23 protein-coding genes and 1 tRNA gene are annotated in these 26,069 nt (G+C 71.3%); 13 read left to right on the top strand and 11 right to left on the bottom strand.

The genetic code is table 11. The features are described 5' to 3' along the window. The first annotated feature begins 14 nt into the window (after window positions 1–14). Both ACU6WY_RS08810 and ACU6WY_RS08805 read left to right on the top strand, forming a co-directional pair. A complete protein-coding gene (locus ACU6WY_RS08810; protein ID WP_483819294.1) occupies window positions 15–1,295 on the top strand; it encodes a CDP-glycerol glycerophosphotransferase family protein in 1,281 nt (426 codons plus the stop codon). Further along, window positions 1,292–2,749 carry a CDP-glycerol glycerophosphotransferase family protein gene (locus ACU6WY_RS08805; RefSeq protein ID WP_483819293.1) on the top strand — a complete coding sequence of 486 codons (1,458 nt, stop codon included), beginning with the start codon at window positions 1,292–1,294 and terminating at the stop codon, window positions 2,747–2,749. The genes ACU6WY_RS08810 and ACU6WY_RS08805 overlap by 4 nt, the downstream gene beginning before the upstream one ends. An 18-nt stretch (window positions 2,750–2,767) precedes the next feature. Here the strand turns inward: ACU6WY_RS08805 and ACU6WY_RS08800 are convergent, their stop codons facing one another. Then, window positions 2,768–3,853, bottom strand: coding sequence for a glycosyltransferase family 2 protein (locus ACU6WY_RS08800; RefSeq protein ID WP_483819292.1), 1,086 nt, complete (start codon window positions 3,851–3,853; stop codon window positions 2,768–2,770). Between the two features lie 42 nt (window positions 3,854–3,895). Here ACU6WY_RS08800 and ACU6WY_RS08795 point away from each other — a divergent pair, with 42 nt between their 5' ends. Then, on the top strand, window positions 3,896–5,116 hold the full coding sequence (locus tag ACU6WY_RS08795; RefSeq protein ID WP_483819291.1) for a hypothetical protein: 1,221 nt from the start codon (window positions 3,896–3,898) through the stop codon (window positions 5,114–5,116). Window positions 5,117–5,122: 6 nt separating this feature from the next. Here ACU6WY_RS08795 and ACU6WY_RS08790 read toward each other — a convergent pair whose 3' ends face one another. From ACU6WY_RS08790 to ACU6WY_RS08780, 3 genes are all read right to left on the bottom strand, one after another. After that, window positions 5,123–6,460 carry a maltokinase N-terminal cap-like domain-containing protein gene (locus ACU6WY_RS08790; protein WP_483819290.1) on the bottom strand — a complete coding sequence of 446 codons (1,338 nt, stop codon included), beginning with the start codon at window positions 6,458–6,460 and terminating at the stop codon, window positions 5,123–5,125. Between the two features lie 72 nt (window positions 6,461–6,532). Beyond that, entirely contained in the window at window positions 6,533–7,462 is a 930-nt protein-coding gene (locus ACU6WY_RS08785) for a hypothetical protein (RefSeq protein WP_483819289.1), read from the bottom strand. 56 nt (window positions 7,463–7,518) lie between these two features. Next, window positions 7,519–8,211: a phosphocholine cytidylyltransferase family protein gene (locus ACU6WY_RS08780; RefSeq protein ID WP_483819288.1), complete on the bottom strand. Its 693-nt coding sequence runs from the start codon at window positions 8,209–8,211 to the stop codon at window positions 7,519–7,521. Window positions 8,212–8,407: 196 nt separating this feature from the next. Between ACU6WY_RS08780 and ACU6WY_RS08775 the strand changes: the two genes are divergently transcribed. The 3 genes from ACU6WY_RS08775 (at window position 8,408) to ACU6WY_RS08765 (ending at window position 12,000) form a co-directional block, all read left to right on the top strand. Then, entirely contained in the window at window positions 8,408–10,114 is a 1,707-nt protein-coding gene (locus ACU6WY_RS08775; protein ID WP_483819287.1) for an ABC transporter ATP-binding protein, read from the top strand. An 8-nt stretch (window positions 10,115–10,122) separates the two neighbouring features. Further along, window positions 10,123–11,652 (top strand): hypothetical protein, encoded by a 1,530-nt coding sequence (locus ACU6WY_RS08770; protein ID WP_483819286.1) that lies wholly within the window; start codon window positions 10,123–10,125, stop codon window positions 11,650–11,652. Window positions 11,653–11,733: 81 nt separating this feature from the next. Continuing rightward, on the top strand, window positions 11,734–12,000 hold the full coding sequence (locus ACU6WY_RS08765) for a DUF3039 domain-containing protein (RefSeq protein WP_483819285.1): 267 nt from the start codon (window positions 11,734–11,736) through the stop codon (window positions 11,998–12,000). Between the two features lie 10 nt (window positions 12,001–12,010). Here the strand turns inward: ACU6WY_RS08765 and ACU6WY_RS08760 are convergent, their stop codons facing one another. Both ACU6WY_RS08760 and ACU6WY_RS08755 read right to left on the bottom strand, forming a co-directional pair. Continuing rightward, complete coding sequence (locus ACU6WY_RS08760; protein ID WP_483819284.1) at window positions 12,011–12,514, bottom strand: hypothetical protein; 504 nt, start codon at window positions 12,512–12,514, stop codon at window positions 12,011–12,013. Window positions 12,515–12,675: 161 nt separating this feature from the next. Further along, window positions 12,676–13,998: a nicotinate phosphoribosyltransferase gene (locus ACU6WY_RS08755; protein ID WP_483819283.1), complete on the bottom strand. Its 1,323-nt coding sequence runs from the start codon at window positions 13,996–13,998 to the stop codon at window positions 12,676–12,678. A 66-nt stretch (window positions 13,999–14,064) separates the two neighbouring features. Here ACU6WY_RS08755 and murI point away from each other — a divergent pair, with 66 nt between their 5' ends. The 5 genes from murI (at window position 14,065) to ACU6WY_RS08730 (ending at window position 18,079) form a co-directional block, all read left to right on the top strand. Beyond that, entirely contained in the window at window positions 14,065–14,883 is an 819-nt protein-coding gene (gene murI, locus ACU6WY_RS08750; RefSeq protein WP_483819282.1) for a glutamate racemase, read from the top strand. A gap of 32 nt (window positions 14,884–14,915) precedes the next feature. Beyond that, window positions 14,916–15,647 (top strand): ribonuclease PH, encoded by a 732-nt coding sequence (gene rph / locus ACU6WY_RS08745; RefSeq protein WP_483819281.1) that lies wholly within the window; start codon window positions 14,916–14,918, stop codon window positions 15,645–15,647. Between the two features lies 1 nt (window position 15,648). Then, window positions 15,649–16,245 (top strand): RdgB/HAM1 family non-canonical purine NTP pyrophosphatase, encoded by a 597-nt coding sequence (gene rdgB / locus ACU6WY_RS08740; RefSeq protein WP_483819280.1) that lies wholly within the window; start codon window positions 15,649–15,651, stop codon window positions 16,243–16,245. Between the two features lie 17 nt (window positions 16,246–16,262). Further along, the gene (locus ACU6WY_RS08735; RefSeq protein ID WP_483819279.1) at window positions 16,263–17,081 is read left to right on the top strand and encodes a glycosyltransferase family 2 protein; all 819 of its coding nucleotides are present in this window, start codon (window positions 16,263–16,265) and stop codon (window positions 17,079–17,081) included. Window positions 17,082–17,161: 80 nt separating this feature from the next. Further along, on the top strand, window positions 17,162–18,079 hold the full coding sequence (locus ACU6WY_RS08730) for a cation diffusion facilitator family transporter (protein WP_483819278.1): 918 nt from the start codon (window positions 17,162–17,164) through the stop codon (window positions 18,077–18,079). 3 nt (window positions 18,080–18,082) lie between these two features. Here ACU6WY_RS08730 and ACU6WY_RS08725 read toward each other — a convergent pair whose 3' ends face one another. Then, window positions 18,083–20,512 (bottom strand): ATP-dependent DNA ligase, encoded by a 2,430-nt coding sequence (locus ACU6WY_RS08725; protein WP_483819277.1) that lies wholly within the window; start codon window positions 20,510–20,512, stop codon window positions 18,083–18,085. Between the two features lie 174 nt (window positions 20,513–20,686). On the opposite strand from ACU6WY_RS08725, the gene ku reads away from it, so the two are divergent. Next, window positions 20,687–21,550, top strand: a complete 864-nt coding sequence (gene ku, locus ACU6WY_RS08720) for a non-homologous end joining protein Ku (RefSeq protein ID WP_483819276.1) — start codon at window positions 20,687–20,689, stop codon at window positions 21,548–21,550. Window positions 21,551–21,562: 12 nt separating this feature from the next. Here ku and ACU6WY_RS08715 read toward each other — a convergent pair whose 3' ends face one another. The 3 genes from ACU6WY_RS08715 to ACU6WY_RS08705 all read right to left on the bottom strand — a co-directional run bounded on the left by ACU6WY_RS08715 (window position 21,563) and on the right by ACU6WY_RS08705 (window position 24,187). After that, window positions 21,563–22,321: a DedA family protein gene (locus ACU6WY_RS08715; protein ID WP_483821884.1), complete on the bottom strand. Its 759-nt coding sequence runs from the start codon at window positions 22,319–22,321 to the stop codon at window positions 21,563–21,565. Between the two features lie 50 nt (window positions 22,322–22,371). Then, window positions 22,372–22,453: transfer RNA gene (locus ACU6WY_RS08710), tRNA-Leu, on the bottom strand. Between the two features lie 102 nt (window positions 22,454–22,555). Continuing rightward, window positions 22,556–24,187 (bottom strand): amidohydrolase, encoded by a 1,632-nt coding sequence (locus ACU6WY_RS08705; protein WP_483819275.1) that lies wholly within the window; start codon window positions 24,185–24,187, stop codon window positions 22,556–22,558. A gap of 75 nt (window positions 24,188–24,262) precedes the next feature. On the opposite strand from ACU6WY_RS08705, the gene ACU6WY_RS08700 reads away from it, so the two are divergent. Next, window positions 24,263–25,276, top strand: a complete 1,014-nt coding sequence (locus tag ACU6WY_RS08700; protein ID WP_483819274.1) for an NADPH:quinone reductase — start codon at window positions 24,263–24,265, stop codon at window positions 25,274–25,276. Between the two features lie 55 nt (window positions 25,277–25,331). On the opposite strand, the gene ACU6WY_RS08695 is transcribed toward ACU6WY_RS08700, so the two are convergent. Next, window positions 25,332–25,979, bottom strand: a complete 648-nt coding sequence (locus ACU6WY_RS08695; protein ID WP_483819273.1) for a YoaK family protein — start codon at window positions 25,977–25,979, stop codon at window positions 25,332–25,334. Window positions 25,980–26,069: the final 90 nt, after the last annotated feature.

Below are 26,069 nucleotides of genomic sequence, written 5' to 3'. Positions count from 1 at the left end.
GATAGGCTCGCGGGGTGGCGTCTTTCTCGTTCGGGGCGGGAAATGCGCGAAAGCTGAAGCGCATCCCGTTCTATCTGGCGGGTCGGCTGCTGACCGCGGTCGTTCCCCGGTCCCGCGACGCCTGGGTGTTCGGGTGCGCGGTCGGTGTCGCCGACGGGGCGCTCGCGCTGTGGCGCGTCGCCGATGCGGCGGGGGAGCGGACGACCTGGCTCGTCGCCGACGCCGCGCAGGCGAAGGACGCCGAGGTGCTCGGCATCCCGTGGGTGCTCCGGGATTCGCCGCGCGGACTGTGGCGCACGGCGCGGGCCCGCGTGGTCGTCGTGACCCACGGATTCGGCGACGTGCAGCGCTACGCCGTCGCCGGCGCGTTCGTCGTGCAGCTGTGGCACGGGATTCCGCTCAAGCGCATCGGGCTGGATTCACCCGAGACCACCCGGAGCGCGATTCTGCCGCGTTCGCGCGTCGTGAGCCGCGTGCTGGCCGCGCTCTACGCCCGGACGATGCGACAGATCTCGCTCCTGCCCGCCGCGTCACACCTCGTGCGGGGCCGGCTCGAGACCGCCTTCGGGCTCGACGACGCGCGTGTGCCGGTGACGGGGGAGCCGCGGGTCGACGTGCTGTCGGCGGGAACGCCCGAGCACCGCCGCCGCACCGCGCGCGACGCGATCGCCGCCGCCCTCGGCAGTGACCCCGCCGACCGGGCGGTCCTGCTCTACGCCCCCACGTGGCGCGATGGGGCGCCCGATCCGGCCGTGCCGACACCCGAGGAGTGGCAGCGCATCGATGCGTTCCTCGCGCGCCGTGACGCGATCCTCCTCGTGCGCTCCCACCCGCTCGGCGCGGGCGAGTACCGGCCGCCGAGCGACCGCGTGCGCCTGCTCGGCAGCGACCTCGTCAACGACGTCACCCCGCTGTTGCCGGGGGTCGACGCGATGGTCACCGACTACTCGTCGCTCGCCTTCGACGCCGCGCTCGTGCCCCTGCCGGTGGCGTTCTTCGCGCCCGACCTCGAGGACTACTCCGCACGGCGGGGGCTCTACGGCCGCTACCGCGACGTGGCCGGCGACGACCCGGCTCGCACGTGGGACGACGTGCTCGCTCGACTCGATGGCATCCTCGACGATCCCGGCGAGGCCCTCGCGGCCTCGCGCCTGCGGAGCGCGACCGTGCACGCCCATCGCGACGGGCGAAACGCTGAGCGCGTATACGGTGCGATCCGGATGCGCCTGGCCGCCCGGATGCGCTCTCGCGCTCCGATCCGTGCCGCTCGCGGCGAGAGGAAGACGACCCCATGACCGACGTGCGCTTCACCGACGACGACGGCCACGCCGCCCTCGAGATCACCGGCCAGGGTCCCCGGCCCGCTGCCGTCTCCCTGCAGGGACCACGCGCCAGCGTGTCGGCGCGCGTGCACGGGCGTGGGCGCACGTGGAGGGCTGTGCTGCCGCTGCGCGCGGGTCGCTGGGGCGGGCCCGAGCTGCCGCTGCCGACGGGCGAGTACCGCCTGCGCATCGAACCGGGAGAGGCCACGGATGCCGCTCTCCCCGCGCACTCACTCCCGTCCACGGTCCTTCCGGGCCTGCGCGCGGAGTGGGCGGACGGGCGGCTGCGCGTCGGACCGCCGGTAGATCCCGCGTACGACTCTGCGGAGGCGCAAGCGGCGCTCGAACGCCGGTACGCCGCCTCGCGCGAGCCGCTCGAGAACGCGGTCTTCTTCGAGAGCTTCTACGGTCGCAACGCCAGCTGCAATCCGCTCGCCATCGATCGAGAGCTCGCCCGCGTCGCACCGGGAGTCATCCGCTACTGGAGCGTCGTCGACCTCTCGGTGCAGGTGCCGGAGGGGGCGATCGCGGTCGTGGAGGGGAGCCCTCCGTGGTGGCGCGCCCGTGGTGCCGCACGCCTCCTCGTCGTCAACGACTGGCTCCGTCGCCGCTTCGTGCGAAAGCCCGGGCAGCGGGTGCTGCAGACCTGGCACGGGACGCCCTTGAAGCGACTCGCCCTGCATCGCCCCGGCTTCGACCCCCGGCGGATGCTCGCGGTCCTGCGCGAGAGCCGGCGGTGGACCGTGCTGCTGGCGCAGAGCCCCTACGCGGCGCGGGTGCTCGGACGCGCGTACGCCTTTGTCCGGCGGCCGATGTGGGTCGAGGGCTACCCCCGTAACGACGCCCTGCGCACCGACGACGGATCGGCTACCCGCCGTGCGCTGGGGATCGGTGCCGAGGAGCGGGTGCTGCTCTACGCCCCCACATGGCGCGACGACCGCGAGGCGATGGTCGACTTCGTCGACCCGGTCGCACTGGCCCGTTCGGCCGACGCCGTGGTGCTGGTGCGCGGCCATTCCCGCACCCTGCAGCCGGGGGAGGACGCTCGCGGTCCGCGGGTGATCGACGTCACCGGTTTTCCCGACACTGCGCGCCTGCTCGCTGTCGCCGACGCGCTGATCACCGACTACTCCTCCGTGATGTTCGACTTCAGCATCACGGGCAAGCCGATGTACTTCCTCGTGCCTGATCTCGAGCACTACCGGGGGGAGCTGCGCGGCTTCTACTTCGATCTGCTCGAGGCTGCGCCCGGGCCCGTGGTGCGAACCCAGAACGAGCTCGAAGCCGCGATCGCCGACGTCGATCCCGAGATCTTCGCCGAACGGTACGACCGTTTCCGCCGCGTGTTCGTCGCCCGTGAAGACGGGCGCGCGAGCGAGCGCGTCGTCGCGCGCCTTCTCGACCAGGGGTTCATCGACCGGGACTGATCCGGGGATGCCGCGCGCCTAGGGCAGCGGTGTGTTGCGACCGTCGAGCCGCGAGGTGTCGACGGTGTCGCGGGCGCCGCGCACGATCGCCCAGAGGAACCCCACGCCCCAGGGCAGGTGCATCGACGGGAGAACGCCTGCGGTCCACGCGCGGTCGCGCCAACCGCGGCCTCCGCCCCGGCCGAGCGATACCGCTGTCACGAGCGCCGCGTACGCCGCTACGGGGAGGTGGATCACGTGCGTGGCGCGTCCGCGCACCACTCCGGTGGCCTGGAGGACGCCCACGATGGCCGAGGCCACGACGCTCACGACGAGCAGCGGCGGGGCGAAGAACCGGAGGGAATTGCGTCGGCCGTAGCGGCGCACCAGCTCGCCGCGCCACGCGCCGGTGGCGCGGAACTGCCGCACGAGGCGGGGCCAGCTCTCGCGCGGCCAGTAGACCACCGACAGGGCCGGGTCGAACCACACGCGATACCCGGCGCGGCGGATCCGCAGGTTCAGTTCCCAATCCTCCCCGCGCCGAATCGACTCGTCGAAGTACCCGACCTCGGCGATCACCGACCGGCGGAAGACCCCGAGGTACGCCGACTCGGCCGGGCCTTCCTCGGTGCCGCCGTGGTACGCGCCGCCGCCCAGGCCGGCGCGCGAGTTGTAGGCGCGTGCCACCGCCCGCTGGAACGGCGAGCGCCCGTCGGCCCTCATCACTCCGCCGACGTTCGCGGCGCGCGTGCGCGCGAGGGTCGCGAGGGCGCGCCGGGTGTAGCCGAGCGCGAGCTCGGAGTGTGCGTCGACACGGACGATCGTCGGGTGGCGGCTCGCCCGGATCGCGAGGTTCAGACCGACCGGGATATCGGCGGCCGGGTTGTCGAGCAGCACCACGCGGGGATCCGCGGCCGCCAGTTCGCGGGCGATCGCGGTGGTGGCATCCGTCGACGGTCCCAGGGCGAGGATCAGTTCGACCGGTCCGGGAACGTCCTGCGCGAGGGTGGAGGCGACCGCGCGGCGGAGGTAGCGCTCCTCGTTGAGAACGGGCATGACGAAGCTCACGCCGGCGTCGTCGGGGGGAACGGGCGCGTCTCGGCGGCCGGGGGTCGCGAGGTGCATCCGTCGATCTTTCCACGCCGACCTGGCCGCTACCCTGGAACGATGCCTCTCGCTCGTGACGCCGTCCTCGCCGTGGGGCTGCTGCGGAAGGCCCTCGCCACCCGCCGCGCCCGCATCGACCTGCGCCGGATGCTTGCAGAGCGGGGTCCCCTGCCGCAGGGGCAGTTCCGTGTCGCGGTGTATTTCGCCGACGGCCCGGTGAACATGTACCAGATGCGCCAGTGGTATGCGCCGCTGCGCGATCTGGCGCGGGAGTGGCCCGTGCTCGTGATCTCGCGCGCGATCCGGGGCGCCGACGCACTCCTGCGTGACGACGCGCTGCCGGTCGCGTACGCGCCGACCGTGGGCGATGTGGAACGGGTGCTCGCCGAGCAAGACATCCGGGTGGTGTTCTACGTCAACCAGAACACCCGCAATTTCCAGATGTTCCGGTACGGGCGCCGATGGCACGTGTTCATCAACCACGGCGAGTCCGACAAGATGTACATGACCACCAACCAGTTCAAGGCCTACGACTACGCCTTCATCGCCGGAGACGCCGCCCGCGCCCGCCTGGAACGTACGCTGTGGGACTACGACCTCGATCGGCGCACCTTCGCCATCGGTCGTCCGCAGGCCGACCACTACTCCGGCTCGGTGCCCTATCCCTCCGACGAGCGCACGGTCGTGCTCTATGCGCCCACGTGGGAGGGCGACCGCCCGTCGGCGCACTACGGCTCGATCCTCAGCCACGGCGAGGCGCTCGTTTCCGCGCTCCTGGCGACGGGGAGGCACCGTGTCGTGTACCGACCGCATCCGCGCTCGGGTGTGGTCGATGCCGCGTACGGTGCCGCGAACGCCCGCATCATCGCGGCCCTCGCCGCCGCCAACGCCGCCGACCCCACGGCGCACCACGTACACGACACCGGTGCCGAGGTGGGGTGGCAGCTCGCCGCCGCCGATCTCGCCATCGTCGACATCTCGGCCATGGTCTACGACCGGCTGGCCGCGGGCAAGCCGCTGATGATCACGCGGCCCCTCGACCCCGAGGCTCTCGTCGACACCACGGGGTATCTTTCCGCCTGTGAGTGGCTGGATGCCGCCGACGCCGGCGACATCGTGACCCAGGCGCAGCGCGTGCTCGACGACCCCGACGCGGTCGAGCGCCTCGATCACTGGGTGCGCCACTACTTCGGCGACACCGCCCCGGGCGCCGCCACGCGGCGCTTCCACGACGCCGTCCGCGTGCTCATGGACCGCTGGGAACGCGCCGCGGGGGAGTGAGGCCGGTCAGTCGTCGAGGGGCGCGAGCCGACCGATCGCGGCGAGGGGGATACCCACCCAGTCGGGGCGGTTGCGGGTCTCGTAGATCGCCTCGTACACCGCTTTGTCGAGCTCGAACGCTGACAGCAGCGCGCTGTCGGCCATGTTCTCGACGCCCACGGTCGCGGCATAGCCGTCGAGAAACGCCTGCTGCGCGTCGATGACCCACGCGCGCACCGCCGCGCCGTCATCGTCGGCCACGGCTCCCGAGACGTAGTCGAAGGAGCGCAGCATCCCGGCGACGTCGCGGACGGCGACGTCGGGACGGAGGCGCTCGGTGATCGGACGCAGCGGCTCACCCTCGAAGTCGAGCAGCACCCACCCGTTGGCGGGCGTGTGCAGCACCTGACCGAGGTGGAGATCGCCGTGCACGCGCTGCAGCGCCGGCCACTCCGCCGCGGCGGCTGCGGTGTAGATCGCGCGGATCCGCGTGTCGTAGGGGGCGAGGGCGGGGACCTCCGCGAGGGCAATCGCGAGGCGCCGCTCCCAGGCGCCCGCCACCGCGGCCCGCGTCTGCGCGTCGGGGGTCACGGTGGGGAACCCGGTGGCCAGAGCCACGTGCATGCGGGCGACACTCTCGCCGAGCGCGCGGGCCGACGCGGTGAAGTCGTCGCCGGCCGTCGCGGCGAGCAGCGCGACGCGCCACGCGTCTTCCACTCCCTCGAAGAACTCCTGGGCGAATGCCAACGAGCCGATCGCGGTCTGCCCGTCGCCGCCGGACCAGGTGCCGCGCACCTCGCCGATCGCGGCGGGCACGAACGTGGCGCCGCCCGCGGCCAGGGCGGACTGCAACTCGACGTCGGGGTTGATGCCGGCGTGCACCTGCCGGAACAGCTTGCAGATCACCGGGACCTCGCCCTCGGGGCGGAAGATGATCGAGGTGTTCGACTGCTCGCCGCTCAGCACGCGGGCGGGGATGTTCTCCGCGGTGGGGATCGCGATCGAGGTTGATAGCGGGATGCCGACCAGCCCCGGTTCCGGGGAGGCTACGGTTCCCTCGACGGTGACCAGCCGGAACAGCAGGTCGGTGTAGCGCGGGTCTGTCGTGGCATCCGTCCACACCCGGCCGTCGGCGGTGGGGCCGATCAGGCTGCCCGGGAGGACATCGTCGGGCTCCCGCACGGAGACGGGGACCTGGTACACCGCCGCCGGGGCGACGGCGTCGTCGCGCACCAGGAGGAGCCGCGAGTCGGGCGCGGACAACTCCCATTCCGCCACGAGCGTGAGGCGCGGATCGCGGCCTTTCGTGCCGTACCAGCGCTGACGCGGCATCCATGCGGACAGGAGATCGAGGAGGTCACCCATGCCGTGAGGCTAACGCGATCCGGGTTCGCCCACCCGGGGCCTTGCGCGCGGGCGGGGTCGATGAGATGGGTCTCAGTCCTCGTCGGCGCTGTCGTCCGGCTTGTCGGCGCTGTTTCGACGCGGGAGAGCCTTGCGAGCGACGGAGCCGGTGCGACGGGTCGCCGACCCCACGGCCCCAGCGATGGCTCCGCCGACCCGCTGCACGCCGCCGGCGGCCCGTCGCTCCAGCCGTTCGGCGCCCGGCTGCGGCTCGATGTCGCGGGGAAGGATGAGCGGGGGAGCGCCGAACGCGCGCCGCGAATTGACGAGCACCCGTCGTCCGAGGATGTGGTTGCCCGCACCCCCCACGACGGCCCCGACGCCGAACGGCAGGGCTTTGCCCACCCAGGATGCCCCACCGCGGGCGGCGAACTGGCGCGCGAAGGTGGTCTTGAGCCGGTCGACGAGGGGGCCGACGGCGGCGCGCGGCAGCGTCTTGGTGACCATTTCGCCCCAGTAACTTGAGCGGGTCGTACCCCGTCCGGCCGCCTGGGACGCCAGCTGCGACACCAGGTCGATGCCCTCCTTGCCGAGCATGAGGGTGAGCACGAGTGCCCGCGCACGGTCGGGGTCGTCCACGGCGACCCCGTGCACCTCGGCGACGGACTGCGCGAACAGAGCCGTGGCCTCGAGGAAGCCGACGGTCTCGACGCCGCTCAGGGCGAGCGTCACCCCCGTGCCGATGCCGGGAACCACGGCCGTCGCGCCCACCGCTGCGCCGCCCGTGGTCACCGCGGCGAGGTAGCGCCGTTCGAGGATCCGCAGGATGTCCTGCGGGGAGGCGTCGGGGTGGCGCAGCCGGATGCTCCGCAGGTGCGCCATGACGGCGGGGCGCTGCACGGCCAGCACGCGGTCGAGCATACGGATCGTGCGGGGATGCTCCTCGGACCCGGCCGGCGGAAGCCCGCCCGTCCAGGGCGCGTCGTCGGGCAGGGAATGGATGCGGTGCGCCTTCTCAGCCATGACCTCATCCTCTCCCGCCGCACGGCGACGGCGGGGGACTTGACGCGCGGCTCGGATCAGACGAACAGGTTCGCGCGCTCGAGGTCTTCCGCGAAGTCGACCTCGACGGCGTACAGGTCGGAGATGTCGAGCGGCTCGACCCGCATGCCGTCCACGGCGATCGCGAGTTCGATGCCGCGCTCGAAGTAATCCTGGTCATCGACGCGCTGCAGGTGACGCTGCAGGGTCTTCTTGTCGCGCGACGACACGAAGTTGATGCCCACGGCCTCGCCGAGGCCGCCTGTGACAACCTTCGAGAGGTTCTTGACGAAGCCCTCGGCGTCGACGGTGTACTTGACCTCTTCGTCGCTCACCGAGGCGGTGTCGACGGTGACGAACGAACGATCTGCCTCGATCAGTTCGACCGCGCGTCCGAGGACGCGGGGGTCGAAGACGACGTCGCCATTCATCCACAGCACGCCACCGCGTCCGGTCGCGGCGAGCGCCCGCAGCAGGCTCTTCGACGTGTTCGTCTGGTCGTAGCGGTCGTTGTAGACGTACTCGACCTCCGGGAACGCGTCGACCACGGTCTCGGCGCGGTAGCCCACGACGGTGGTGATTCGCGCGTCGCGGCCGAAGGCGGCGCGGATGTTGTCGTGCTGCTGTTGCATGATGCTGCGGCCGTCGGCCAGTTCGGTGAGCGGTTTGGGCAGACTGCGCCCGAGGCGCGAGCCCATGCCCGCGGCGAGGATGACGATCTGAGGTGTCAAGGCAGTCTCCTGGGGGATGAGTTGTCATTTCCGGTTCATCGGAAAGTCACGCCTTCGTGTCGAATTCATGGTAGTCAAATCGCCTGAGAAGGTGCAGAATTCGCTCTTGTTGTTGCGTATTCGTGATGGCGCGTGAATTTTCCCGCCGCTCCGAGCCGCCTCCGTCGCTGTCCGAGGGGGTTGATAGCTTGGAGTGATGACAGCGTCGCTGCCGCAGCCCCCCGAATCCGCCTCTTCAGGGTCGGAGCCCGACGCGGCGAGCGTCGACGCCGATCCCACTCCGCCCACACCGAAATCGCGCCCGACCACGCCCCGAGCGCCGCGGCGTCCGCCTGCGCGACCGGCCGCCGCCGCTCCCGAGTCGACGGATGCCGAGGAGCCCGGTGAGGCTCCCGCGCCCCGCGCTCCGCGCGCCTCGTCGGCCGCGAAGAAGCCGGCCACTCCCCGGACGCCAGCGGCGAAGAAGCCCGCGACGCCGCGCACGCCGGCGGCGAAGAAGCCGGCTACGCCGCGCACGCCGGCCGCGAAGAAGCCCGCCACGCCGCGCACGACCGCGGCGAAGAAGCCCGCGACTCCGCGCACGCCGGCGGCCAAGAAGCCGGCCGCCCGACCGGCGGACGCGCCCCCCACGCCCACCTCGGCCGAGACCGAGACGACCGCGAGTCGCCCCGGGCCGCCGCCGGTTCCCGCCGATCTCGTCGTGCCCCCGCGGCCACCCCTCCCGACCGTGACGATCGTTCCGGTCCTGGAGCCGGCCACCACGGGTGCTCCGGTCACCACGGATGCTCCGGCTGAGGCAGCGCCGGTTGACGCTGCGCCCGATGAGGCTGCGCCGGTTGACGCTGCGCCCGATGAGGCTGCGCCCGATGAGGCTGCGCCCGATGAGGCTGCGCCCGATGAGGCTGCGCCTGCTGAGGGGGGTGCCCCCGACGACGCGCCGGTCGACGACGCGCCGGTCGTCGACGCGCCGGTCGATGACGCGGCGGACCGTGAGGCGCCTGTCGAGGCCGAGGGCGGAGACGCCCCGGAAGATCCTTCCCGCCCCGATGTCGCGGTGGAGGAGCCTGCCGTGGAGGAGCCTGCCGTGGAGGAGCCTGCCGTGGAGGAGTCTGCGCTAGAGGAGCCTGCGCGGGAGACTCCCGCGGTCCCCGCCCTCAGCCTGCGTAACGTCACGAAGACCTTCGGCGAGTTGCGGGCCGTGGACGGCGTCGACCTCACCGTTCCCGCCGGGTCGTTCTACGGTTTGGTCGGCCCGAATGGCGCGGGAAAGACCACGACGCTGTCGATCATCGCCGGTCTCCTCCGGGCCGACGGGGGCAGCGTCGAGATCAATGGTGTCGATGCGGCTCGCCAGTCCCGTCTCGCGAAGAAGATGATCGGTGTCCTCCCCGACCGTCTGCGTACCTTCGACCGCCTCACCGGGCGCCAGCTGCTGTCGTACTACGGCGCTCTGCGAGGCCTTCCCTCCTCGGTGGTCGAAAGCCGCGCGGCCGACCTCGCGCGCGCCTTCGACCTCGTGGATGCCCTCGGGCGTCCGGTCTCGGATTACTCGGCGGGCATGACGAAGAAGGTCATGCTGGCGGGGGCGATGATCCACTCGCCGCGGTTGCTCGTGCTCGACGAGCCGTTCGAGGCTGTCGACCCCGTGTCGAGCGCGGTCATCCTCGACATCCTCGGCGCCTACGTCGCGCACGGTGGCACGGTCATCCTGTCGAGCCACGGGATGGAGCTGGTGGAGCGCGTGTGCTCCCGCGTCGCGGTCATCGTGTCGGGCCAGGTCCTCGCCGAGGGCACGGTCGACGAGGTGCGCGGTGAGTCGACCCTCGAGCAGCGCTTCCTGGAACTCGCGGGCGGTCTCGGCGACGTGGAGGGCCTCGAGTGGTTGCACACGTTCTCCGCCTGAGGCTCGCCATGATGCTCGGCGCCCTCCGGGGTGACCGGGATCACGTGATCCGCCGCGTCGTCGGACTATTCGTCCTCGTCGCCGGCACCGTGTTCGCGGCGATCAACGTCGCCGCGCTCGCTCAGTCCGATCGGCTGACGACGGCCGTCGTGACGGTGCTCGCCGGGTCGGCCGTCACTCTGGGCTTCGCGATCGCCCCGCCGGTGACGGCATCCGTCGATCCGCTCGACCCGCGGCGGTTCGCGGTCGTGGGCCCCGAGCCCCGCCCGCTCGCGGCTTCGCTCGTGCTCGCGGGGCTGGTGAGTGTCCCGGTCTTCGTCGTGCTCGTGCTCGCCATCAGTCTCGCCGTGGCGTGGACAGCCCACGGTGCCGCGATCATCGCGGGCGTGGTGTCGATCGTCCTCGGCGTCGTCACCTGCGTCCTGCTGGCCCGCGTGAGCATGGCGCTCGGAGCGCTGGTGCGACGACCGCGCCAGTCGCGGGAGCTGATCGGGGTCTACCTCGTGGCGGTCCTCGTGGTCGTCGTGCCGGTCGGCATCTTCCTTGCGTCCCTCGAATGGCGCGGGGCCGTGCCGTCGCAACTGGTGTCAGCCGCGGAGGCCCTCGCGTGGACGCCCGTCGGTGCCGCATGGAGTATCGCCCTCGCGCCCTCCTCCGGAGCGGTGGTCGGCAGCGTGATCGTCGCGCTGGCAACCGTCGCGGTGCTCCTGGTGGCGTGGTTCGCCCTCGTGCGGCTCCTCCTGACGACGACGCCGCGGCCCATCACCGTGCGCGAGCGGGCCGGACTCGGGTGGTTCGCGCTCCTCCCGGGGACGCCGGGCGGAGCGGTTGCCGCTCGCAGCCTGTCGTACTGGCTGCGTGATCGCCGGTACGTCGTGAACATCGTGGTGGTGCCGATCGCCGCGGTGTTCTCGACCGTGCCTCTCTTAGTGGCGGGGGTGCCGCTCGAGCTCGCCATGCTGCTGCCGGCGCCCATCATGGCGCTGTTCCTCGGCTGGCTGCCGCACAACGACCTCGCCTACGACTCCACCGCCCTGTGGATGCACATCGCCAGCGGTGTGCGGGGACTCTCCGACCGAGTCGGACGACTCGTGCCCGTCGTGCTCATCGGGGTCCCGCTCCTGGCGGTGGCCATCCCGCTCGCGATCGCCGCGCACGGGCGCTGGTCGTTCGCTCCCGCCCTCGTCGGTGTCTGCGCCGCTCTCTTCCTGGCGGGGTTGGGACTGTCGAGCATCTCGTCGGTCGCGGCCCCGTACGCGGTCTCGCGGCCCGGCGACAGTCCGTTCCGGCAGCCGCAGCGCACGGGATCGGGAGGAGTGGCGGCGCAAGCGCTGGTGATGGTGGGCGCTCTCGCGGCGGCCGCCCCCGCCCTGTGGTTCGCGTGGCAGGCAGCCACCTCCGACACGGCCGACACCTACCTCGCCCTCTGGTCGGGACTGGTGGCGGGCGGCGTCGTGCTCGTGGGGGGAGTCGCCGTCGGAGCTGCGCTCTTCGAACGTCGCGGTACGCGGCTGATGGAGTTCGCCGAGGCGACGTGACGTGCTTCCCGCGCGGCGGCACCGCCGGCCGGCGGCATCCGTCCGTCCCACCGGTGCGCTCCGCGGCTACACTGGCACACCATGAGCACCCCTCTCGACCGTCCCGACAGCGGGGGTCTTGCGACCCTGGATCGTGAGCTCGAAGAGCTCATCCGCGAAGAGAACATCGAGCCGGGTGACCACGAGCGTTTTTCGCACTACGTCAAGAAAGACAAGATCCTCGAGTCTGCGCTGACGGGGAAGCCGGTGCGCGCCCTGTGCGGCAAGAAGTGGACGCCGGGCCGCGATCCCGAGAAGTTTCCGGTGTGCCCGCAGTGCAAGGAAATCTACGAGTCGCTGAACCGCTGACGACGCGCCCCTAGCTGACGGTGACCGAGGTCGACGCCGACGTCGAGCCATCGCTGCCGAACAGCGTCAGAGTGAACGTGTACGTGCCGGCCGGAATGGGGAAGTCGTTCGGGCCGGGATACCAGCGCTCCTGCTGAGCGTATCCACCGATGGGGATGGTGACGGCGCCGGTCAGGGTACTCGTGCCGAGGGGCCCGCTCACCTGCACCACGTAGGGGACGGTCGCCACACTCGGATCGGGCGTCGGCCACCACACGATGTTCTGGTCGTAACGAGCGCGGACGTACACGACGATGGGCCCACGGTTGACCCCGGTGGCGGGGTCGTAACGGTCGGCGTCTGCCGCGAGGAAATCGGGGCTCACCCGCACCTTGGAAGCGGGTACGCTGCCGCGCGACTGCGCCGACTGCGCCAAGGCGGGCACGAACGTCGATGCGATGACCGGCATCGCCCAGGCGGACGCCACCAGGACGGTGCGGCGGGCCGGGTGGCGGTGGCGGGCGTCGTCGGTCATGGTGCTCTCCGTTCGGCGCAGTCCTCGTTCTGTCCGCCGTCACCGTCGGGCAGGCGGACTACCCACGCTACGCAGCACGCGCGAACTCCCCGGTGGATGCCGGGGGAATCTCGCCCCTGTCCAAAAGAGGATCACCCGGGTCGGTGTCCTCGGCGGTGGCGTCAGAGCTCGACGTACTCCGTCGGCAGAGCCGGCTCGGATCGGCTCAGTGCGAGGGCGTGGACGGGGAGCTCTTCGCGCACGCGCGCGTGATGGGCGCGGGCGGCCTCAACGCCGGCGGGGCCGAGGGCCGCGGCATCCGGTTCTCCGTCGACGACGAGCGGCACCTGCAGGGCCCGGGCGTCCGGATGCTCGGCGGGGGTGGACAGCTCCTCGAACCCGTCGCTGACCACGATCACCTCCGTCGTGGCGGTGCCGCCGTCGAGGCGGCGGAAGGCGGCCTTGCGCCCGCCGTGCGACGCCTTCTGCGCGGAAGCCTTGGCAACGGGCACCCACGACCCGTCTGTCGCCGCACGAGCGACGAGCTTGAACACCAGGCCCGCGGTCGGGACGCCCGAGCCCGTTGCCACGGACGTTCCGACGCCATAGCCGTCGACGGGGGATGCCGCCAGGGCGGCGATGGCGTACTCGTCGAGGTCGCTGGTGACCGTGATGCGCGTGGTCGTCGCCCCCAGGTCGTCGAGCAGGGCGCGAACCTCTCCGGCCACGATGGGCAGATCGCCCGAGTCGATGCGCACGCCGCCGAGGCCGGTGCCGGCGACCCGCACGGCGGTGCGCACGCCCTCGGCGATGTCGTACGTGTCGATGAGCAGGGTCGTGTCGGTGCCCAGAGCGTCGATCTGCGAGCGGAACGCCGCTTCTTCGGTGTCGTGCAGGAGAGTCCAGGCGTGCGCGGCGGTGCCCATCGTGGGCACGCCCCAGCGGCGCCCCGCCTCGAGGTTGCTCGTGGCCGAGAACCCGGCGATGTAGGCGGCCCGTGCGGAAGCCACGGCGGACTCCTCGCTCGCCCGTCGCGAGCCCATCTCGGCCAGTGGCCGGTCACCCGCGGCGACCGTCATGCGCGCGGCGGCGGTGGCGACGGCCGAGTCGAAGTTCAGCACGCTGAGCGCCAGGGTTTCCAGGATGACCGCTTCGGCGAACGTGCCCTCGATCATCAGGAGAGGCGACCCCGGGAAGTACAGCTCGCCCTCGCGGTAGCCGGTGATCGAGCCGGTGAAACGGTATCCGGCGAGGAAGTCGAGGGTGGCGGCGTCCACGATCTTGTTGTCGCGCAGGAACCGCAGTTCGTCGTCGCCGAAGCGGAAGTCGCGGATCGCGTCGAGAAGGCGCCCGGTGCCGGCCACGACGCCGAAACGGCGCCCGCCCGACAGGCGCCGACCGAACACCTCGAACACGCACCGGCGGTGCGCGGTGCCGTCGCGCAGTCCCGCGTCGAGCATGGTGAGTTCGTACCGGTCGGTGTGCAGGGCCGTGCTGCGCGTCATTGGCTCAGCCTATTGCGGTGGGGACAGACCGAAGGGGGAGCGAGGCTCCGGGTAGGCTGGACGCCTATGAACGACGCGCCGATCGGGATCTTCGACTCGGGAGTCGGTGGGCTCACCGTCGCCCGGGCCGTGTCGGCCCAGCTTCCGCGCGAGTCCATCCTCTACATCGGCGACACCGCGCGTTCGCCCTACGGCCCCAAGCCCATCGCCGACGTGCGTCGCTACGCGCTCGAGGTGCTCGACACCCTCGTCGAGCAGGGCGTCAAGATGCTCGTGATCGCCTGCAACACCGCCTCGGCGGCGATGCTGCGCGACGCGCGCGAGCGCTACGACGTTCCCGTGGTCGAGGTGATCGGACCCGCGGTGCGCACGGCCATGTCGACCACCCGCAACGGGCGCATCGGCGTGATCGGTACCGTCGGCACCATCGGGTCCCGCGCCTACCAAGACATGCTCGAGGTCAACGAGCGCCTCACGGTGTTCGCCGAGGCCTGCCCGCGCTTCGTCGAGTTCGTCGAGGCCGGGGTCACCGATTCGCCCGAGGTGCTCGCCGTCGCCGAGCAGTACCTCGCTCCGTTGCGTCACGCCGAAGTCGACACGCTCGTGCTCGGTTGCACCCACTATCCGTTCCTCGAGGGCGCCATCAGCTACGTGATGGGCCCCGAGGTGAGCCTCGTCTCCAGCGACAGCGAGACCGCGAAAGACGTCTATCGTCAGCTGGTCTCCCGCGACCTGCTCGCGGGGCCGGATGCCACGGCCTCCCACCGCTACGAAGCCACCGGCGCGTCCGCCGACGAGTTCCTCCGCCTGGCCCATCGCCTGATGGGACGCGAGGTGCGCGACGTGCAGCTCGTGCAGACCGGCGCCATCGACCTGCCGCGCTGAGGCGTGGCATCCATCCCGTCCCGAGGAGAACCATGACCGACACCCGCAAAGACGGCCGCGCCGTCGACGAACTGCGTCCCGTCACGATCGAACGGGGCTGGTCGGCGCACGCCGAGGGCTCCGCGCTGATCACGTTCGGCGGCACCAAGGTGCTGTGCACCGCCTCGTTCACGAACGGGGTGCCGCGCTGGCTCACCGGCAAGGGCAAGGGCTGGGTCACGGCCGAGTACGCGATGCTCCCGCGCGCGACGAACAGCCGCAACGACCGCGAGAGCATCAAGGGCAAGGTCGGCGGGCGCACGCACGAGATCTCGCGCCTGATCGGCCGCGCGCTGCGCGCCGTGGTCGACACCAAGGCGCTCGGAGAGAACACGATCGTCATCGACTGCGACGTGCTGCAGGCCGACGGTGGCACGCGGACCGCGGCGATCACGGGCGCGTACGTCGCCCTGGCAGATGCGATCGCCTGGGGCCGCGAGAAGAAGTTCATCGCTCAGCGCTCCGAGGTCCTGTTCGACTCGGTGTCGGCGGTATCGGTCGGCATCGTCGATGGCACGCCGCTCCTCGACCTGGCGTACGTCGAGGACGTGCGCGCCGAGACCGACATGAACGTCGTGGTCACCGGCCGGGGTCTGTTCGTCGAGGTGCAGGGCACGGCCGAGGGTGCGCCGTTCGACAAGGCCGAGCTCGACCGCCTGCTCGAGCTCGGCGTCGACGGGTGCGCGCGCCTGCGCGACCTGCAGACCGAGGCCCTGAAGGCCTGACGTGGCGCGCATCGTTCTGGCGACCCACAACCCGCATAAGGTCGAAGAATTCCAGGCGATCGTCCGCGACACCCGCCCCGACCTGGAGGTCGTCGGCTACGACGGACCCGAGCCGGTCGAAGACGGGGTGACCTTCGCGGCGAACGCCCTCATCAAGGCGCGCGCGGCGGCCGCGCACACGGGCCTTCCGGCGCTCGCCGACGACTCGGGTGTGGCCGTCGACGTGCTCGGGGGGTCTCCCGGCGTGTTCTCGGCGTACTGGGCCGGGCATCGGAAAGACGCGACGGCGAACCTGGAGCTTTTGCTCGACCAGCTCTCCGACGTCGCCGATCCGCACCGCACGGCGCAGTTCGTGTCGGTCATCGCGCTGGTGCGCCCCGACGGGGTCGAAGACACGGTCGAGGGACGCTGGCCCGGACGCCTGGCGACCGCTCCGTCGGGATCGGGTGGTTTCGGGTATGACCCGATCTTCGTGCCCGATGGGCAGGACGCCGGTGCCGAACGTACGGTCGGCGAGTGGACCGCTGACGAGAAGAACGCGCATTCTCACCGTGCGCGGGCGTTTCGCAACCTGATACCCCTTCTTCGGTCACTCTGATCGGGTAGACACCGGGGGTGGCTCACGTGCCGTCGGTGTCGATCATCGTTCCCGCCTTCAACGAGGAGGCGGTGATCGGCCGATGCCTGGAGGCGATCCTCGCTCAGACGGTGCGGCCGGCCGAGGTGCTCGTCGTCGACAACCGTTCGGTCGACGGCACGCGTGGGGTCGTGCAGCGCCTCATCGCCGACCACCCGGGTTCCGTCATCCGCCTGCTCCGCCAGGACGAGCGACAGGGACTCATCCCCACACGCAACGTGGGGATGGATGCCGCCCGGGGCGACGTGCTCGGACGCATCGACGCCGACACGGTGCTCAAACCCGACTGGGTCGCCCAGGTGTCGAGGGTGTTCGCCGACGCCGAGATCGACGCCGTGTCGGGACCGATGGAGTACTACGAGCTTCCCCTGCGGTCGATCGGCCAGCAGATCGACGACCGGCTGCGCCGGCTGCAGGTGCGGATGGCGGGGGATCTCACCTTCCTGTTCGGGAGCAACATGGCGGTGCGCGCCGACGCGTGGCGGGAGGTGCGACCGCACCTGTGCGACGACCGGGCCGATGTCCTGCACGAGGACCTCGACATCGCGATCCACCTCGCGTGGGCGGGGCGACGCATCGGATACAGCTCGGCGGTCGTGGCCGGCATGTCCCTCCGTCGCGTCGACGATCGGCCGCGGGAGTTCCGGCGGTACGTCGAGCGGTTCGAGACGACGTACTCCGCCCACGGCATCCGCGACGTGCGCCTGCGCGCGCCCATGGCCGTGTTCCTCGGGGTGTACCCCGCGCTGCACGCCCACCGCCGGATCCAGCGCCAACTCGCCGGGCTGCAGCGCTGAAGCCGAGAGCGATAGCCGCTCTCATTCCCGACTACGCGGAAACGCCACGGCCCGCGCTCGGGCGGATCTAGCCTGGACCCATGCACGATCACGCGCCCGCCGGAGGTCTCCGCGATGCCGGTCACCGCCGCCTCCTGACGGTGGCGCTCAGCCTGACCGTGTCGGTCATGATCGTGCAGGTCGTCGGGGCCGTTCTCTCGGGTTCTCTGGCCCTGCTCGCGGACGCGGCGCACATGTTCACCGACGCGGCGGCCCTCGTGATCGCGCTCATCGCCACCTCGATCGCGGCCCGGCCCGCCGATGATCGCCGCACCTTCGGGTATCAGCGCGCCGAGGTACTGGGGGCTCTCGTCAACGGTGTCGTTCTGATCGTGCTGAGCCTGTGGGTGGGGTTCGAAGCGGTGCAGCGGCTCCTCACCCCCGCGGAGGCGGAGGTGCAGGGCGGGCTCATGCTGATCGTCGCCGCGGCGGGGCTCGTGGCCAACGCGGTGTCGATGTGGCTACTCAGCCGCGCACAGAAGCGCAGCATCAACGTGCGCGGCGCCTACCTCGAGGTGCTGGGCGACCTCATCGGATCGGCGGCGGTGATCGGTGCGGCGATCGTGATCGTCGTGACCGGGTTCGTGCAGGCGGATGCCATCGCCTCCCTGTTCATCGCGGTGCTCATCGTGCCGCGTGCGATCGGTCTGCTGCGGGAGGTCGTCGTCGTGCTCACCGAGTCCGCGCCCACGGGCGTACAGGTGGCCGAGATCCGTCGCCACCTGCGCGAAGCGGACGGCGTCGTCGACGTGCACGACGTGCACGTCTGGCAGCTGACGCGCGGAGCCCCGGTATTCAGCGCCCACGTGGTGGTCGACGACGCGGCCCTCGCCGACGGCCGTGCCGCCCGCATCCTGGCGTCGCTCCAGGGGTGCCTCGCCGAGCACTTCGACGTCGAGCACTCGACGTTCCAGCTCGAACCGGCCGGTCACGTCGAGCACGACGCGCAGCACGCATAGGACTCAGTCCTCGCGCACCACGTCGCCCGGGTCCTTGTCGGGGCGCAGACCCCGCCACCGCGCCTGGCGCAGGATGCCGCCCGGGGTGAATTCCGCGAACTCGACCTCCCCGACGAGCTCGGGGCGCACCCAGAGCGCGTCGCGCGCGTCGGCGGCGGGGACACCGACGAACGGGTCGGCGTCGGTGCGAAGTGGCTCGAGCAGTGCTGTCAGCTTCTTCAAGGTCTGTTCGCCGAAGCCCGACCCGACCCGCCCCGCGTAGCGCAGACCGTCGGGGGAGGGGACGCCCACCAGGAGCGAACCGATCGTGCCATACCGGTTGCCCTGCCCGGGACGGATGCCCCCAATGACCACCTCCTGCGTGCGAGAGTGCTTGACCTTCAACCACCGTTCCGAGCGGTGACCCGGTCGGTAGGCGGACTCCGCGTCTTTCACGACGATCCCCTCGAGCCCGAATCGTCCGCTCGCCGACAGCGCCCCCTCGACGTCGTCGAACACCGGCGGGACGACGACGGGGGCGGTGGCATCCCGGGCGAGATCCTCCAGGATGCCGCGACGCTCGGCCAACGGAAGAGCGGTGACGTCGCGTTCGCCCACGCGCAACACGTCGAACAGGTACAGGTGCACGGGCGTCCGCGCGGACTCCTGCGCGATCTCGCGGGGTCGGGAGAGGTTCATGCGCTTCTGCAGGAGGGGGAAGCTCGGCCGACCCTGACCGTCGAGCGCGACGATCTCGCCGTCGATGACGGCCGGCACGGGGCCCAGTCCGAGGTCGACGGCCGTCAGCTCCGGATAGGCGGCGGTGAGGTCGTTGCCGTTGCGCGAACGCAGGGTGAGGCGACTGCCGTCCCAGAAGCCGAGACCGCGGATGCCGTCCCACTTCATCTCCACCCAGGTTCGCCCCCAGCGGTCGGCGGCGGCGCCCGCGAGTCCGGGGGTCGCCGCGGTCGCCTGCATCGGGCGGAGATCCGCGGAGCCGGTGTCGGTGTCGGCGGGCTCCGGTTCGCGGGGTGCCGGGTCGTCGGCGGGCTCCGCAGCCCGGGGCACGACGACGGCGCCGTCACCCTGCGGGTGGCCGTCGGCATCCGTCTTCATTCGGTGCAGGAGCCACTGCGACTTCTCGCCCGCGCCCTCCGTGCGGATGAGGGCGAGACGCACGCGACCCAGCGGACCGCCCGGCCGCCCCTCGAGGGTGGCGATGACCTCGTCGTCCCGCCACTTCTCGAGCTCGTAGCGTCCGGTGTCCCAGACCGTCATCGTGCCGGCCCCGTACTGACCCCGGGGGATCTCGCCGGCGAAGTCGAGGTACCGGAGGGGGTGGTCCTCGGTCATCACGGCGAGGCTGTTCTTGTCGGCGGTGCGGGGCACGCCCTTGGGCACGGCCCAGCTGACGAGCACTCCGGCGCGTTCGAGCCGCAGGTCCCAGTGCAGTCGCGAGGCGTGGTGCTCCTGAATCACGAAGCGGGGCAGCCCCTCACCGGCGCGCTCGCCGCGCGGGGTGTCGGGCATCGGTTCGGGCGTGCGTCCCGCGGTGCGCTTGGAAAGGTAGGCGCGCAACGGGGCGTCGTCGACGATCGCGAGCGGGTCCTCGGGGCGGGCGAGCACCTCGTCGAACCGCAGGTGCCGCAGCCCCGGATCGTCGAGCTCCGCCCAGGTGCGCGGTGCCGCGACGGTCGGTTCGGAGCGTCCGCGTAGCGAGTACGGCGCGATCGTCGTCTTGGAGCCGTTGTTCTGACTCCAGTCGATGAACACCTTGCCGGGACGCGCGGCCTTTGCCATCTGACTGACGACGAGGTCGGGGTGATCCGCCTCGATCGCTCGGGCGAGCTCTTTCGCGACGGCGCTCGCCGCATCGCTGCTCTGTCGGCCGTCGAGATGCGCGTACAGGTGAATGCCCTTGCTGCCGCTGGTCACCGGCATCGGGTCGAGGCCCATGTCGATGAGGATCGTGCGCGCCCAGCGCGCCACTTCCGCGCACTCGGCGAGTCCCACCCCCGGCCCCGGGTCGAGGTCGAGCACCAACCGGTCGGGATTCTGGCGCTCGCCGGCGGCGGTGAACCGCCACTGCGGCACGTGCAGCTCGAGGCTCGCGACCTGCGCCAGGTACACCAGGGTGGGTAGGTCGTCGACGAGGGGATAGTCCTTCGCCCCGGAGGAGTGGTCGATCGGATGCCGGGCCACCCACGCCGGGGCACCGGGCTCGAGGGCCTTGGCGAAGAAGGGCTCGCCCGGGTCGGTGTCGGTGCCGACTCCGTCGGGCCAGCGCTTGCGGGTCACGGGGCGCCCGCGCGTGTGGGGGAGCAGCAGCGGGGCGATGCGGGTGTAGTAGTCGATCACCTCACCCTTAGTGGTGCCCGTCGCGGGGTACAGCACCTTGTCGAGGTTCGACAGGCGCAGCCGGCGTCCCTCGATGCGCACCGTCTGCTCCACCATCGCTCAAGCGTAGAGCGACCGAGGTGCCCGATGCGGAGGGGTTTCGCTGCACAACTCCTGCAGCGGTGCGCAGTGCGCTGTCTGCAGCCGTGCGGGACCCCTGGCCGCAGGAGTTCTGCGCCCTTGCGGGCACAACCCCTCGGCATCCACGCTTTTCCGGTGTTCACTGGGGGTATGCGATCGATCTGGAAGGGCGCTCTGACGTTCGGTCTCGTCAACGTGCCCGTGAAGGTGTACTCGGCGACCGAGGACCACGACGTGCCGCTGCACCAGGTGCACAACGCCGACGGCGGGCGGATCCGGTACCAGCGCATCTGCGAGGTCGACGGCGAGGTGGTCGCCTACCAAGACATCGACCGCGCCTACGACGACGGTGAGCAGACCGTGATCCTGACCAAAGACGATCTCGCCTCGCTGCCGAGCGAACGCAGTCGCGAGATCGAGGTCGTGGAGTTCGTCCCCAGTGACCAGGTCGACCTGCTCACCCTCGACAAGGCGTACTACCTCGAGCCCGATTCGTCGTCACCGAAGGCCTACGTGCTGCTGCGGAAGACCCTGGAGCAGACCGATCGCACCGCCATCGTGCGTTTCTCGCTGCGGCAGAAGACGCGCCTTGCCGCGCTGCGTACGCGCGGCGACGTGCTCGTGTTGCAGACGCTGCTCTGGGCCGATGAGGTGCGCGATGCGGCGTTCCCGGCCCTCGACGACGACGTGCGCATCTCGGCGAAGGAGTTGGAGATGTCGGCGTCTCTCGTCGAGAGCTTCTCGAAGGACTTCGATCCCGAGGAGTTCGGCGACGAGTATCAGCGGGAGTTGCGCACCCTCATCGACGCCAAGCTCGAGCAGGGCGACGCGATCGACACCGCGGCGACCTTCGGCGAGCAAGAGGGTGACGACGATGGCGGAGAGGTCATCGACCTGATGGAGGCCCTGCGCGCCAGCGTGGAACGCACCCGCGCCACTCGCGCGAAGGCGGGCGATGATCCCGCCCCGAAAAAGAAGGCGGATGCCAAGAAGAAGACGTCGAAGGCGTCGTGACGTCGGCGCGGCTCACCGCGCGCGGTGGTCGCCGTCTTCGAGCGTGTTCGGGTCGAGGGCCAGCGCCTCGGCCTCGGTGTGGGTGACGGTGGCGTGACCCGCCGCGGCGTCGCGCTTGGCCGCCGCTCGCTCGCGGAAGTAGTGCACGGCGATGAAGATCGCGGTGCCCGCGACGGCCGCCAACAGGATGACGTCGATGTACTCGGTCACGAGGTCGCGTACGAAGGGGATGTACCCGACGACGTATCCGAGCATGGTGAGTCCGATGCCCCAGATGATCGCGCCGATCAGGTTGTACAGCGTGTACTGGCGCCAGGGCATGTGGCCGACGCCGGCCGCGATCGGGGCGAACGTGCGGACCACCGGCACGAAGCGGGCGAGGATCACCGTGATGCCGCCGAACCGCTGGAAGAACGCGTTGGTGCGCTCGACGTTCTTACGGCTGAAAATGCCGGACTCTTTGCGCTCGAAGATCGAGGGCCCGGCCTTATGGCCGATGAAGTAGCCGACCTCGCCGCCGATGAAGGCGGCCACGCCGATTGCCAGAGCCACGAACCAGGCGTTGATGCCGAACACGCCGTTGGGCGCGGCCGGGGTGGAGTGCGAGAGCAGCCCCGCCATGATCAGGAGGGTGTCGCCGGGGAGCAGGAACCCGATGAGCAGGCCCGTCTCGGCGAAGATGATGAAGCACACCACCAGCAGCGCCCAGGGCTGGGAGTTCGTGATGATCGTCGCCGGGTCGAGCCACGGGAGCAGGGCGGTGGGGTGGATCACGTCGGTCCCGTCGGGTCGGAAAATCGGTGTCTACGGAAGGATGTCCGTGCGGAAGGGGGGACTTGAACCCCCACGCCCGAAGGCACAGGAACCTAAATCCTGCGTGTCTGCCGGTTTCACCACTCCCGCGAGTGCCCTCATTCTAGGTGAGGACCGCCCCCGTGCGATGTGAGGCACCCCCGAGGATGCCGCGCGTCTCGCCCGCCGTCGTCGTCGCGTGTGATGCCACCGTCACGACGCGACGACGGTGCCGCCCAGGACGGTGATCGCGGTGCGGGTTTCGTGAATGGCATCCTTCGGGCCGGCGAAGGGGTCGCGGTCGGCGATGGCGAGGTCGGCGCGGTCTCCGACGGCGAGACGGCCGCCCCCGATGCCGAGGAGCGCCGCGGATCCCGCGGTGTACGCGCGGATCGCCTGCCCGAGGCCGAGCGACTCCCCGGCGCCGAGGGGTTCGGCATCCGACTCACCCGGCGGGCGGCGGGTGACGGCGACGTGGATGCCCTGCCAGGGGGCGAACGTGGAGACCGGCCAGTCCGAGCCCATCGCGAGCTCCGCCCCGTGGCGCGCGAGCGAGCCGAAGACGTACAGCTCGTCGGCGCGTTCGGGGCCGATGAGGGGGAGGGTGCTCTGCCGCGCGAGGGCGCTCGCACACGCCCAGAACGGTTGCGCGTTGGCCGTCACGCCGAGTTCGCCGAAACGGGGGACGTCCGCGGCATGGATGAGCTGGATGTGCGCGATGTGGTTGCGCACCGCACGCCGCGCGGAGTCGGGGACCGCGGCGAACGCATCGAGCGCATCGCGCACGGCGGCGTCGCCGATCGCGTGGACGTGGACGGCGATCCCGCTCTCGTTCAGAGCCGAGACCAGGCGCGTCGGGATGCCCGGGGCGAAGTACGACCGGGCCCGTTCGTCGAATCCGCAGTACGGCTCGAGGAGGTGTGCGGTGCGCGTTTCGACGATCCCGTCGAGCATGAGCTTGGCGGTGCTGCTGGGGAGTCCGGCGGCGCCGAGTCGCGCGGCGCGCTCGACGGTGCCGGCGACGAACGCCTCGATGCCGTCGTCGGTGAGATCGCGGGGCACCCACAGCGCACCGGTCGCGCGGCCCTCGAGGGTGCCCGCGGCCAGCAGGTGGAGATACGCGTCGGTGAAGTCAGGGAATCCGCCGTAGGCACCCAGCGCCGCCTCCTGCCATCCCGTGACACCCGCGGCGAGCAGCTGCCGGGACAGACGAAGGATGCCGCGGGCGATGTCCTCCGTGGGAGGTTCGGGGAGGAGGCGGGCCACCAGCTGAACAGCCCCGTCGCGGAGGGTGCCGCTCGGAGCGCCGGTGGCCTCGCGTTCGATGCGTCCGTCGGCAGGGTCGGGGGTGCGCGCGTCGATGCCGGCGAGCGCTAGCGCGGCGGTGTTCGCCCACGCGGCATGATGGTCGGCATCCAGGAGCAGCGCCGGCCGGTCGCCGACGAGCGCGTCGAGATCGACGGCCCGGGGGCCGCCGGCGGGGAAGAGCGTCGGATCCCAGCCGCCGCCGACGACCCAGGGCCCCGGCTGAGCCGACGCGAAGCGGCGCACGCGCGCGTCGATCTCCTCCGGTGAGGCGGCTCCGGCGAGGTCGCAGCGCAGGGCATCCACCGCCCCGACGCCCAGATGGACGTGCGCGTCGACGAAGCCGGGGGTGACGAGCCCACCGCGCGCGTCGACCTCGTCGGCGCCCGGGCCGACCGCGGCACGGACCTCGGCGAGAGCGCCGATGGCGACGATGGCGCCGTCGCGGACTCCGATGGCGGTGCGGCTTCGCGCGGAGACGGCCGCCCTCGCGTCGTCGGGGAGGAACGAGACGCCGTCGGCGATCACGAGAGAGCTCATCCCTCCAGTGTGCCGAGCCGCCCCGCGCGACACGCCCAGGGAATGCGTGGCGCCCGCCCGGGCTTGAGTCTGCGTATGAAGACGATCGTCTACAGCACTCCCGGTGACTCCTCCGTCCTCTCGCTCGTCGAGCGCGAGATCCCCGACCCCGCTCCCGGCGAGGTGCGCGTGCGCATCGCCGTATCGGGCGTGAATCCGACCGACTGGAAAGCCCGCGCCTCGGTCGGTCGTCCGATCGTCGCCGACGAGGTCACCCCGAACCAGGACGGCGCGGGCACGGTGGATGCCATCGGCGAGGGCGTTGACGATCTCGCGGTGGGCGATCGCGTGTGGGTCTACCTCGCTCAGCATCAGCGTCCGACGGGGACCGCCGCCGAGTACGCGGTCATCCCCGCCGCTCGTGCCGTGCCGCTGGCCGACGACGCGTCGTTCGAGCTCGGTGCGAGTCTCGGCGTCCCGGCGATGACGGCGCACCGCGCGCTCACAGTCCACGAGTTCGGTCCTGCCCGGCTCTCGCCCGGAGCGCTGAGCGGTCGGGCGGTTCTCGTACAGGGTGGGGCCGGGGCCGTCGGTCACGCGGCCATTCAGCTCGCCGTGTGGGCGGGGGCCACCGTGATCGCCACCGTCAGCAGCGCCGAGAAGGAAGTGCTCGCTCGCGCGGCGGGTGCCCCGCACGTGTTGCGGTACACCGAGCCGGGGCTGGCCGACCGCATCCGTGAGATCGCCCCAGACGGCATCGACCACGTCGTGGAGGTGGCGATCGCCGAGAACGCGGGTCTCGACGTCGACGTGATCGCCAACCACGGCTCGATCGGGTACTACGCCGACAACGGTGGCGACAGCTTCACGGCGGCCGTTCGCGAGAGCTTCGCCAAGAACGTGCGCTGGCAGGGACTCCTGCTGTACACGGTCGGCGAGGACGCGTTGACCGCGGCGGCCGAGGATGTCTCTGCCGCGGTGGCCGACGGCGTGCTCCCCGTGGGAGAAGAGGTCGGCCTCCCGCTGACGTGGTTCCCCCTCGAGGAGACCGCCGCGGCGCACGACGCTGTCGAGGCGGGGGCTGTCGGCAAGGTGCTCATCCGGGTGTGATCCGGACCCGGGCGGGGCACTGCGCGGCTTCGCCCCGGTGCAACCGGGGCGCCAGTCAGGGCGCGGCCCCGGCCCGGCGGGTCGCCAGGAGCACGGTGACGAGCGCCAGTGCGACGGCGGCGAGGGACAGGGCGAGCGGGCTGCCCCACCGGTGGGCGATCGCACCCACGATCGCGCCGCCGACCAGCGACGACCACAGCAGGAGCGGACGTTGCCACGCCTGGCGCGATCCTCCCGTCAGGGCGGTCGCGATAGCCAGACCCAGACTGACGAGAGTTCCGGTCGAATATGTGATCGCGACGCGCGCCCGTCCGTCGGCGAGGAAGAGCGTGTTGAGGGCGCCCATCGCCGCCGCGAGGAGTGCCACGCGCCATACCGTCGCTTGTCCCGCAAGGGCGAGCGCAGCGACGAGGGCGACGCCCGTGGCCGCGCCCCCGACGATCCAGGCGCGAGGCCGGGCGAGGACGGTGGTGGTCACGCCCCCGATGGCGACCCCGGCGACGAATGCGGCGATGATGCCCGCGGATGCCAGGGCCACGGCGGCACCCGGGCCGAATATCTCGACGGCCGCCTGGGTGGAGTTCCCACTCATGAACGACACGAACAGTCCACCGGTGTCCAAGAAGCCGATGGCATCCACGTACCCGGCGACCCCGGCGAGCGCGGCAGAAATCGCGAGTGCCGCGCGATCGACGTCTTTCACGTGGCCTCTTCTCGATGGCTGCGGGGGCGGTTCGGATTCATCATCGAGTGTTCCACCGTCGTGTGTTCGGGCGTCGAGTGTTCCACCGTC

The organism is Microbacterium sp. ZW3a, assembly GCF_057167165.1.
The sequence above is the reverse complement of the archived record's forward strand: the minus strand, read 5'-3'. Positions and strand labels throughout refer to the sequence as shown.